The organism is Paenibacillus sp. FSL K6-1230 (assembly GCF_038002385.1).
GTDB lineage: Bacteria > Bacillota > Bacilli > Paenibacillales > Paenibacillaceae > Paenibacillus > Paenibacillus massiliensis.
Genome location: NZ_JBBOCK010000001.1, coordinates 2,838,981 through 2,852,081, shown reverse-complemented (window position 1 = coordinate 2,852,081; position 13,101 = coordinate 2,838,981). Strand labels below are relative to the sequence as shown.

The 13,101-nt window shown below is 53.5% G+C and carries 1 protein-coding gene (cut by both window edges); it reads right to left on the bottom strand.

Every position in this 13,101-nt window falls within one protein-coding gene, locus tag MKX74_RS12500, for a non-ribosomal peptide synthase/polyketide synthase, read on the bottom strand. The gene is 43,929 nt long; 16,866 of those nucleotides lie to the left of the window and 13,962 to its right, leaving coding positions 13,963-27,063 in view — codons 4,655 (complete) to 9,021 (complete); reading right to left, the first codon wholly in view occupies positions 13,099 to 13,101. Both the start codon and the stop codon lie outside the window.

The following is a 13,101-nucleotide window of genomic DNA, read 5'->3' as shown; positions in this document are numbered from 1 at the left end:
CACTTTGCGGTCAATTTTGCCATTCGGGCTCAGTGGCATCTGCTCCATCTGGATAAAGTACGTCGGCACCATGTAGCTTGGCAATTCACGGCCCATTTCGCTTCGCAGTTCAGCCGCGCCAAGCTCAACACTTGCTACATAGTACGCCACCAGCTGCTTCTGCCCCGTCTCATCGGCACGGGCCATGACGACCGCTTCGCGCACAGACTCCACCTGCAGCAGCTGCGCTTCGACTTCGCCCAGCTCAATCCGATACCCGCGAATCTTCACCTGATGGTCGATCCGGCCCAAATATTCGATGTTGCCATCGGGCAACCAGCGCGCCAGATCTCCGGTGCGGTACATCTGACTGAAGCCCGCACGTTCACCCGAGAATGGATCACGTACGAATTTCTCGGCTGTCAGCTCAGGACGGTTCAGATAGCCCCGCGCCACACCGACGCCGCCAATGCACAGCTCCCCGGCTACGCCGATCGGCTGCAGCTGCTCGGTTCCTTCCTTGACGATGTACAGACGAATGTTCTGAATCGGCTTCCCGATCGGAATGATTCCATACGACTCACCCGGCTCGCAATCAAAATATGATACGTCCACCGTAGCTTCCGTCGGACCGTACAGATTGATCAGCTTCGCCCCGCTCAGGCTCGACACCAAGCGTTGGAACCGCGCAACATGCTGTGGCGGCAAGGCTTCTCCGCTGGCAAACACATGCTGGAGCGTACCCAGCTTCGCTTGCAGTACCTCTCGTGGTTGCTGCTCGGCATACTCCAGGAACGCATGCAGCATCGCAGGAACGAAGTGCATCGTTGTCACTCGATCACGGGCAATCGTATCTGCGATATCCTCCGGATTTTTCTCGCCGCCCACGGACAGCAAGCTTACCTTGGAGCCAACCATGGACCACCAGAACAGCTCCCATACGGATACGTCGAAGGTAAAGGTGGTCTTTTGCAGAATCGTATCCTCTGCGCTCAGACCATAACGATCATGCATCCACAGAATCCGGTTAATCACCGAGTGATGTTCGACCATGACACCCTTCGGCTTGCCTGTAGAACCCGATGTATAGATGACATACGCGATATGCTGCGGCCCAGCCAGTGGGGCCAGGTTGGAGCCATCCTCGTGATACAGCTCCTCCTGCTCCAGCACCAGCATTTTGCCGCCGAAGTCTGCCCATCCACTAGCCTCATCTGCCCCTGCAACATCTGCAACATCTGCAACATCTGCAGCAGCACCAGTACCCTTAGCTCCATCAATACCAGCATCCGTATCACTAGCAATTTCAGTACCACTAACACTAACAATTCCAGCCTCTGCACCCAGCGCACTCGAACTTGCTGCAAAATGGCCCGACTGTGCAGCTTGCACCTCCCACCGCTCGACCAGATGCTGCTGCGTCAGCACCAGCTGCGCACCTGAGTCCTCGAGCATGAAGCGGATGCGATCTGCCGGATAGTCTGGATCAATCGGCACATATGCGCCGCCAGCCTTCAGAATCGCATAGATGCCCACCATCATCTCCAGCGAGCGCTGCATGACCACACCTACGGGCTGATCTGCTACAACACCTTCCGCACGCAAGGTACGTGCCAGACGATTCGCACGTTCATTCAGCTCCGCGTAGGTCAACGATTGCTCCCCACAGATGACAGCCACCTGCTCCGGTGCACGTAGTACCTGCTGCTCGAACAGACTGCTGAGTGTCTCCTCCTGTGGATATGGTGCCGCGGTATCACCCCACACCTCGATGAGATGCGCTTGCTCTGCCGGGGTTACCAAGGCAAGTTCATCCACATGGATATGCGGATTCGCAATAATCTGCTCCAGCACTTGCAATAGATGCCCTTGCATACGCGCAACTGCAGCGCGATCATATACATTCGCGTTATATCGGAACATGATGCGGAAGAGCTCATCCGGCATGACAACCAGATCCAGATCATAATTCGTCTGCTCGACCACCTCAACATTGCTGATTGCAAAGGCTGATGAACGTGCTTCACCCATCTGATCTACTTGCTGCTCCACCTGCTGCTCTACCGGATAATTTTCAAAGACCATAATATGATTAATCAGTTGCTGCTTCTGCTCGGTTAGCGCCTGGATTTCATACAACGGGAAGCTGTCATAGGCCCCTGAGGCCAGTGCCTGCTCCTGTGTATTCCGCATAATCTCAGTGAATGTAGCATTACGAGCATTGTGAATGCGTACCGGAATCGTATTAATGAACAAACCGATCATATTCTCCACGCCAGGCAGATCCGTCGGACGTCCTGATACTACGCTACCGAATACAACATCCTCATTGTTGTTATATTTCTGCAAAATCACGCCCCACACGCTCTGCATCAACGTATTAATCGTTACCTGCTGTTGCTTCGCGATTCGATACAAGGCATCGCTCCATGTGCGATCAAGATCAACCGTTATCTGTTCAGACCTATATTCGGATACATACTCAGACACATACTCGGAAGCATGGGCATTTTGCTCTTTAATAGCCAGCTCGGCATGCATCTTTGTGCTTGCTGTTTCTTCCGTCAGCGCTGAAGCTGAATTCGCCAATGTCATGGCATGATCCTGGGCAAGGCTGCTTGATATTTCTTGTCCCTCAAGGACGGACGTACTGCCAGGCAACAACGTCTGCTGCTCAAAGCCAGCCAGATAGCCGTTCCAATAGTCCCTTGCCGCATGCTCGTCCTGACGCTCCAGCCATTCAATATACTCGCTAAAAGGTGTAATCGCAGGCAGCTGTGGCTGCTTATGCTCCAGCAGCGCAAAATATGTGCCAAACACCTCGCTTGTCACAAGTGACAAACACCAGCCATCCATCACAATATGATGGAAGCTCCAGACCAGATGGTATGCCTCTTCAGCCGTATGAAGCACATGCACTCGCATGAGCGAGTCATTGGCAAGATCGAAGCCTCGGTCCTGGTTCTGCTGCTTGAACGCCCGAATATACGCCTGCTGCTGTGCAGGGTCCATTGCCCGTAGATCCTCATAAGTGAGATCGCTCGACTTGTGACGGAATACCATCTGTAATGGCTCCTGCTGCTGTTCCAATTCGAACATACGGAAGTTCGTGCGCAGCGCCTCATGACGACTAGTCAACAGATCCAGACTCTTACGGAAAATGGCTACATCAAAATGACCCTGCTGATCAAACGACGCCTGCTGGAAGTAAGCACCGGATTCAGGCTCCATGAGGCTGTGGAACAGCATTCCTTTTTGCATTGGTGACAGAGCATACACATTCTCCAGCTCACCGATACCAGCCGTCTCCAGCATCAATTGCTCCAATTGCTTCAGGCTGAGACCTTTATATAGAACATCACTAGGCGTTAGCTCACTCCGCTCTTTAGCCGCGCAATGCGAGATAACCTCTTGCAGGCTTTCCTTCAATAGCTGTGCGAAATGCTCAACGCTATGCTGCTCGAAGGCATTGCTGTCATAGCGTATTTCCAGTGTCAGTACACCTGCTGTGATCATACCGTTCACATTCAACGGCTGCTCCAGCAACGTATGTTCACTCATCGCCTCACCGCCGGAGTGAGATGACAGAACAATTGCGCCATGATCCAGGTCCTGATCGAATTGACCCAGATAGTTGAAGCTGATTTCAGGCTGCAGATGGAGTGCAGAATTGGCTGCTTCGGCAGACAAGTATTTTAAAAGACCATAACCAATTCCCTTCTGCGGCACCTGGCGCAGGTTCTCCTTGACCTGCTTGATCCGCTGACCTGCTTCCGCTTGTCCATCCACCTCTAGCAGTACTGGATATTGGCTCGTGAACCAGCCCACAGTACGTGTGATATCAAGCTCTGGTACGATTGCTTCCCGTCCATGGCCTTCCAGATTGACCAGAACTCTCTGCTGACCACTCCAGCGGTGCAATGCAGTGCCAAGTGCCGTTAACAGGAGGTCATTCACCTCTGTGTTGTAAGCTCTATGCGCATCCTGCAGTAGTTGGCGCGTATCCTGCTCGCTCCACGCTACCGTCACCGTCTTGCTGTCACGCAGCGGATATCCCGCTTCTACAGCACGCTCCTCGTTACTGCGCACTGATCCAGAAGCTTGCTCGGCAAGGTGCTGCCAGTAATTGCTCTCATGCGCCATTGCTTCGCTACTCGCATATTGCGACAAGCGCTCTGCCCATACCGCGAATGAATCCGTTTTGGCCGGCAGACGAACGGCTTCTCCGCGGACGGCTTGCTCATACCCTTCAGCAATATCCTCTAGTACAATTCGCCACGAAATACCGTCTACGACCAGATGATGGATAGCAACCAGCAAATGATCACCGTCCGCACAACGGAACAGTCCGAGTCTCATCAGTGGTCCATTTTCTATATCCATGGAGCCTTGGATAGCATTAGCTCTGTCTTCAATCACTCTAGCCACCATGGCTTGCTCAGACATGTCGGTGAGGTCCACAATATCCAGACTGTATAGCTCGCCTTCCTTCAAACCACGATTGTATGCCACATAGCCATGCTCCTCGGCATGACGGAACACGATTCGCAATGCATCATGGTGCTCCACAACCTTCGCCACTGTCTGCTGTAATGCAGCTACTTGGAAGCCTTCTGCTCTGTGCAGCATGACCGATTGGTTGAAGTAATGCGGCTCTGCCGAATCCTGTGCAAAGAACCAATGCTGGATGGGTGTCAGCGAAAGAGTACCCATTACGGTGCGTTGATCCGCTGTGCGAGTAGCCTGATGAACATGCCCACTCAACAATGAGATGGTTGGGTACTGGAACAGATCCTTCATCTCCAACTTATAGCCAGCTTGCAGCAAGCGTGAAGCTAGCTGAATCGCCTTGATCGAGTCGCCGCCCAGATCAAAGAAATTATCCAATATACCAATCCGCTTGGCTCCCAGCACGGTCTGCCATATAGATACCAACGTCTGCTCCAGGGAAGTGCGTGGCTCTGCATATTCAGCACCGCTGTGCAGACTGCCATCTGGGGTCGGCAGCGCTTTGCGGTCAATCTTGCCATTCGGTGTCAGTGGCATCTGCTCCAGCTGGATCAGGTGCGATGGCACCATGTAGTTTGGCAGTTCAGCGGCTAATTGAGTGCGCAGCTCACTTGCACCCACTTCTTGTTCAGCTACATAATAGGCCACCAGTTGGTTTTGCCCCTGCTCATCCGCTTGCGCGAGTACAATGACTTCCTGTACAGCTTCCACCTTCAGCAGCTGAGCCTCCACCTCGCCCAGCTCAATCCGGTAGCCACGAATTTTCACCTGATGGTCGATCCGCCCCAAGTATTCGATGTTGCCGTCCGGCATCCAGCGCGCCAGGTCTCCGGTACGGTACATCCGCTCATAATGGCTCGTGGCATGGCTCGCTGCCTGTCTAGCTGCTCGACCTTCTGTCATGTCATGCCCTTCAGCTTCAGAGCCAAGTTCAGCGTCAGTCAGTCGCGCTTCACCTACAACTCCAGCAGCTTCCTCAGACTCCTTTACTTCTCCAGTCACGAACGGATTCGGCACGAACTTCTCCGCCGTCAGCTCCGCACGATCCAGATAGCCACGGGCCAGACCTGGACCGGATACGCACAGTTCGCCCGCTACGCCGACAGGTGCCAGATGACCATGAGCATCCACGATGTAGACCCGGTGATTCGGCATCGGACGTCCAATCGAGATGATCTCCCCTGCCCGGCTATCCTCAGATACCGGCCAGATGGATGTTGCGACCGAATTCTCCGTTGGACCATAGCCGTTGTAATACGACACCTGATCCTTCCACTTGTACACCAGCTCCGTTGAGGTCGCTGATCCAGCTGTGAACAGAATCCGCAGGCTTGGCATGCGCTCCGGCTCCAGATACACCGCATACGTCGGCGGTAAGGCCGCCACGCTAATCCGGTGCTCCGCCATATACTGCTCGAACCGCTCATAGTTCAGGATCGTCTCACTGGTCGGTACATACAGCGTCGCTCCGCAGAACAGCGCCTGGAATATTTCCCAGCATGACGCATCGAACGAATAGCTCGCGAACAGCAACGCATGATCCGCAGGACTGATCTGCAGCGTCTGATCGAAGTAGGTCTTCAGGTTGCAGAGGCCATGATGCTCCAGCATGACGCCCTTCGGCTGGCCCGTCGTACCTGAGGTATAGATGACATACGCCAGATCGTTCGGTCCAGACCATGGCTCCAGATTCGAGCCATCTCCATGGTAGACGGCATCCGTCCCATCCAGGACGAGCATACGTCCATCGAACGCAACTTTATCTGCCAGATGACGCTGAGTCAGCAGCAGCTGTGCTCCTGAGTCCTCCAGCATGTAGCGAATTCGCTCCTCTGGATACGTCGGGTCAATCGGCACATACGCACCGCCGGCCTTCAGGATCGCGAAGATGCCTACGATCATGTCAACCGAGCGCTCGGTCATGAGACCGACCAACTGATCCTTCGTGACGCCTTCATGACGCAGCGTTCGCGCCAGACGGTTCGCTCGCTCATTCAGCTCGCGGTACGTCAGCTGCTCTCCTTCGCAGAACAGAGCTGGTTGCTCTGGAGTCTGCTCTGCTTGCGCCTCGAACAAGCCGTGAATCGTCTGCTCACTCGGGTAAGCCACAGTCGTATCTCCCCAGGTGTCAAGGATCTGTCTACGCTCTGGCTCTGTGACGATTGCCAGTTCATTCACTCGAAGTTCCGGATTCGCTGCTACCTGCTCCAGCAAGTGCACCAGATGACCCCGAATCTGCTCTACACCTTCACGATCAAAGGTCAGCGCGTTATAGCCAAAGATCATATGAATCGTATCCGCTGGCATGACGACGAGGTTAAAGTCATAGTTCGTCTGCTCGACGGATTCGACTCCTGTAATTCGGAAGCCAGATGCCTGACTGCCACCCAATTGCTCAATTTGCTCCTCTACCGGATAATTCTCGAAAATCATAATGTGATTAATCAAGTCCTGCTTCAGCTCTGACAGGCCCTGAATTTCATACAGCGGATACGTGTCGTAAGCATTGGAAGCAATAGATTGCTGCTGATTGTCCTTCATTACATCCGAGAACACCCTGTCACCTTGCGCGCTGATGCGCACAGGAATGGTATTAATGAACAAACCGATCATATTCTCCACATTCGGGATCTCGGCTGGACGACCAGATACAACGCTGCCGAATACGACATCCTGCGACCCGTTATACTTTTGCAGTAAAATGCCCCATACAGTCTGCATCAGTGTATTGATGGTCACTTGATAACGTCTTGCAACCTGCTGAATTCCTGCCGTCAGCTCAGCACCCAGATCAAATTCGAGTCGGTCTGCCTGATATCCGGCTTTGATTTGCTTGTTAGCCTGCGGGAGTCGGGATTGCTCCTCATAGCCTGCCAGATAGCTGCTCCAATAGTCGGAAGCGGCCTGTACACTCTGCTGCTCCAGCCACTCGATATATTGGCTATATGGCGATACAGGCGCCAGCTGCGGCTGCTTGTTGGCCAATAAGGCAAAATAGCTTGCAAATACTTCATTCGTCACAAGTGACAAGCACCAACCATCCATCACAATATGATGGAAGCTCCAGATGAAACGGTACGCGCCCTCTCCTGTACGCAATATAGCGACACGCATCAGTGCATCCTGTGCCAGATCAAAGCCACGTAGCTTGTCCTTGCGTGTGAACTCAGTAATATATTCGCGCTGAACTCTCTCGTCCAGCTCACGCAAATCCTCTACATACAATTCGCTGCCTTTGTTGCGATACACCACCTGCAACGGCTCATCCTTCCAGCCACTATAGAAGTTCGTGCGCAATGCCGTATGTCGCTCTACCAGCTTGTCCAGACTAGCTGCGAACGCAGCGATGTCGAACTCGCCCTGCAGATCGAAGGAAGCTTGCTCAAAATACGCTCCGGATTGTGAATCCATCAGGTTGTAGAAGAGCATGCCCTTCTGCATCGGCGTCAGTGCATATACATTTTCCAATTCACCTGTATGAGATGCCTGCTCTGTGATCTGCTCCAGTTCCTTGATCGACAGCCCCCTGAAAGATACATCGCTCGGAGTCAGCGCCGGCTGATCCTGTGCCGCACAATGCGTAATCACTTCGTGCAGAGCCGTGTGCAGCATGTCTGCCAGACGTTCGAGTGTCTCCTTGTGATACTGCTTACGGCTGTAAGCTACCGTCAGGCGCAGCTTGCCCTCCGAGATCATCGCATTGATATCAAGGGTATAATTCATGCGCGCGCTCGTATCCTCAGTCTCCCCTACACTGTAAGAAGACAAGGTGATGCCGCTGTGCTGGAGATCCTGATCGATCTGACCCAGATAGTTGAAGCTAATCTCCGGGTCTGCATTATGGGTACGCTCTTGCGCATCAGGCACAGCTGCACCCGCTGCAGCAGAGGACAGATAGCGCCAGATTCCATACGACAATCCTTTATGTGGAATACGTCGCAGGCCTTCCTTCGTCTCCTTGATTCGCTGAGCCAGCGTCATTTCTCTGCCCGTCTCCAGCAATACAGGATACAAGCTCGTGAACCAGCCGATCGTACGCGTAATATCCACGTCAGGAACGATCGCTTCCCGTCCGTGCCCTTCCAGATTGACGAGAACCTGTCGTGCACCCGTCCATTGATGTACGGCCAGACCAAGTGCGGTCAACAACAGATCATTAACCTCCGTATTGTAGGCACGGTTAGCCTGTTTGAGCAGCATTTGCGTCTGTGCCTCGCTCCATTCCACGGACAACAGCTCACTGTCAGCTTGCACAGAGCCTTCATATATAAAGTCCTTTGGCAATGGGGCAACGCTGGATTTCTCCTGCTCAATGCGCTCCCAATATGATGTATTTAAGACACTCTCATGAGTGGCACCTGATTCACCTGAAATGGCTGCTGTCGTAGCACGTTGTGCATACGATGCCAGCTCGCTGGTCCATAGCTGGAAGGAATCGGTCTTGTACGGTAACTGTATGGCCTGACCCTTCAATGCTCTTTCGTACCCTGCAGCAAAATCTTCAAAGAGGATCCGCCAGGAGACTCCGTCCATCACCAAATGATGAATCGTGATGAGCAGGTGATCGCCATCGACAGTTCGGAACAATCCAAGCTTGACCAGAGGACCTGTGCTCAGGTCCATACTGCTATGAATAGCAGCGGCTCTATCCTCCAATTCCTCCGCATAGCTCTCCAGCGCGCAGAGATCAACGATGTCCAGGGTATACAGGACACCTTCATCGACGCGTCGTGTCCAAGCCTCGAATACCAAGCCCGATTCATCAGGACGGAACACGGTACGCAATGCATCATGGTGTCTCACAATCTGATCCATTACCGAGCGAACAGCTGCTTCGTGGAAGCCTTCCTCGCTATATAGCATGACTGCTTGATTGAAGTGCTGCGGATGCTCGCGCTTCTGCTCGAAGAACCATTGCTGAATCGGCAGCAAGCCTGTCTCTCCATGTACTTCACCCTGATCAGCCATCCGGCTTGCTTCCTGCAAATGCAGTGCCAGTGCTGCAATCGTTGGGTGCTGGAACAAGTACTTCATGTCCAGCTTATAGCCGGTCTGGAACACACGGGACGCAATCTGAATGGCCTTGATCGAATCACCGCCCAGATCGAAGAAATTGTCCAGGATCCCGACCGTCGGCACGCCCAGCACATCCTGCCACACCTTTACAAGCGCCCGTTCCTGCGCCGTACGCGGCTCAGCATAATCCGCTCCGCTCTGCAGGCTACCTTCCGGTGCCGGGAGGGCTTTGCGGTCAATTTTGCCATTCGGGCTCAGTGGCATCTGCTCCATCTGGATAAAGTACGTCGGCACCATGTAGCTTGGCAATTCGCGGCCCATTTCGCTCCGCAGCTCAGCCGCGCCAAGCTCAACACTTGCTACATAGTACGCCACCAGCTGCTTCTGTCCCGTCTCATCGGCACGAGCCATGACGACCGCTTCACGCACAGACTCCACCTGCAGCAGCTGCGCTTCGACTTCGCCCAGCTCAATCCGATACCCGCGAATCTTCACCTGATGGTCGATCCGGCCCAAATATTCGATGTTGCCATCGGGCAACCAGCGCGCCAGATCTCCGGTGCGGTACATCTGACTGAAGCCCGCACGTTCACCCGAGAATGGATCACGTACGAATTTCTCGGCTGTCAGCTCAGGACGGTTCAAATAGCCACGCGCCACACCGACGCCGCCAATGCACAGCTCCCCGGCTACGCCGATCGGCTGCAGCTGCTCGGTTCCTTCCTTGACGATGTACAGACGAATGTTCTGAATCGGCTTCCCGATCGGAATGATTCCATACGACTCACCCGGCTCGCAATCAAAATATGATACGTCCACCGTAGCTTCCGTCGGACCGTACAGATTGATCAGCTTCGCCCCGCTCAGGCTCGACACCAAGCGTTGGAACCGCGCAACATGCTGTGGCGGCAAGGCTTCTCCGCTGGCAAACACATGCTGGAGCGTACCCAGCTTCGCTTGCAGTACCTCTCGTGGTTGCTGCTCGGCATACTCCAGGAACGCATGCAGCATCGCAGGAACGAAGTGCATCGTTGTCACTCGGTCACGGGCAATCGTATCTGCGATATCCTCCGGATTTTTCTCGCCGCCCACGGACAGCAAGCTTACCTTGGAGCCAACCATGGACCACCAGAACAGCTCCCATACGGATACGTCGAAGGTAAAAGTGGTCTTTTGCAGAATCGTATCCTCTGCGCTCAGACCATAACGATCATGCATCCACAGAATCCGGTTGATCACCGAGTGATGCTCGACCATGACACCCTTTGGCTTGCCTGTAGAACCCGATGTATAGATGACATACGCGATATGCTGCGGCCCAGCCAGTGGGGCCAGGTTGGAGCCATCCTCGTGATACAGCTCCTCCTGCTCCAGCACCAGTATTTTGCCGCCGAAGTCTGCCCATCCACTAGCCTCATCTGCCCCTGCAACATCTGCAACATCTGCAGCAGTACCAGTACCCTTAGCTCCATCAATACCAGCATCCGTATCACTAGCCATTTCAGTACCACTAACACTAACAATTCCAGCCTCTGCACCCATCGCACTCGAACTTGCTGCAAAATGGCCCGACTGTGCAGCTTGCACCTCCCACCGCTCGACCAGCTGCTGCTGCGTCAGCACCAGCTGCGCACCTGAGTCCTCGAGCATGAAGCGGATGCGATCTGCCGGATAGTCTGGATCAATCGGCACATATGCGCCGCCAGCCTTCAGAATCGCATAGATGCCCACCATCATCTCCAGCGAGCGCTGCACGACCACACCTACGGGCTGATCTGCTACAACACCTTCCGCACGCAAGGTACGTGCCAGACGATTCGCACGTTCATTCAGCTCCGCATAGGTCAACGATTGCTCCCCACAGATGACAGCCACCTGCTCCGGTGCACGTAGTACCTGCTGCTCGAACAGACTGCTGAGTGTCTCCTCCTGCGGATATGGTGCTGCGGTATCACCCCACACCTCGATGAGATGCGCTTGCTCGGCCGGGGTTACCAAGGCAAGTTCATCCACACGGATATGCGGATTTGCAACAATTTGCCCAATCACTTGATCAATATGGCCCTGAATACGCTCCACATCGGCAAGGCTGTACACCAGCGTGTTGTACTCGAACAGAATTGAGATGTCTTCGCCAGGGACTACAATCAGGTTGAAATCATAGTTGGTCTGCTCAGCAATAGAAACGTTGGTAATCGACAATGCTGATCCGGAATGCTCACTGCCGTGCTCGGAATCGCCTACCTGGCTGATCTGTTCGCCGATCGGGAAATTCTCGAATACCATAATATGATTAATCAGATCCTGCTTCTGCTCAGTCAGTGCCTGAATCTCATATAGCGGGAACGTATCGTAAGCTCCCGAGGCAAGCGCCTGCTCCTGCACACTATGCAGTAGCTGTGCGAAGGTGGTACTACGTTCATTCATAATCCGTACTGGAATCGTATTGATGAACAAGCCGATCATCTGCTCCACACCCGCAATTTCTGCCGGACGGCCAGATACGACACTACCAAATACGACATCCTGATTGTTATTGTAGTTCTGCAGGATCACGCCCCAGACCGTCTGTAGCACCGTGTTGATCGTAACCTGCTGCTGCCTCGCCATCCGATTCAAGGCCTCACTCCGTTGCTGGCCTAACGTGAAGGATAGCTTACCAGGTATATATCCAGCAGCCCCTGATCCGTGCTCAGTCCCTTGCTCAGCTACATGCTCCGTTGCAAGCTGGGATGAGTTCTGTTCTGCCAAGAAAATTCCTCCGCTTTGCTCACCAGGCAGCAATGTCTGTTGCTCAAAGCCTGCCAGATAGTCACTCCAGTAGCGGGAGGCTGCCTCTGTATTTTGCCGTTCCAGCCATTCAATGTAGTTACTATAAGGCTGCACCGCTGCCAATACAGGCTCTTTGCTTGCAAGCAATGCCTGATAGGCTCCAAATACTTCGTCCGTCACGAGCGACAAACACCAGCCATCCATCACAATATGATGGAAGCTCCAGATGAACTGATACGTGCTATCTCCTGTGCGCAGCACTGCTACACGCATCAACGAATCCTGGCCAAGATCGAAGCCTCTCGCCTTGTCACGAGAGATGTATTCTGCTACGATCTCAGCTACTGCATCTCTGCCTTCTCTAACATCTTCATACTGGAAGTCTACTGCTCTATAGCGATACACGACCTGTAATGGTTGACCATGCCAGCCACTATAGAAATTCGTACGGAAAATGGCGTGACGATCTATCAGCAGCGCCAGACTCTTCTCGAACACCTCTGGTACAAATGCTCCATTCAGCTCGAACGTTGCCTGCTCAAAGTACACACCCGTCTCGGCATGCATCAGACTGTGGAACAGCATCCCCTTCTGCATCGGGGTTAATGGATATACATTTTCCAGTTCACCTACTGCTTGGGTCTGGTCTACAATCGTAGCAAGTTGCTCCAGAGTAAGACCTTTGAACAAGACATCACTTGGTGTAAGCTCTGTACGCTCTCGACTGACACAATGCTCGATAATTTCCAACAGATGGCCTCTCAGCAGCTCGGCCAGCATCTGAATCGTATGCTGACGGAAGCCTTGACGGTTATAGCGAATCTC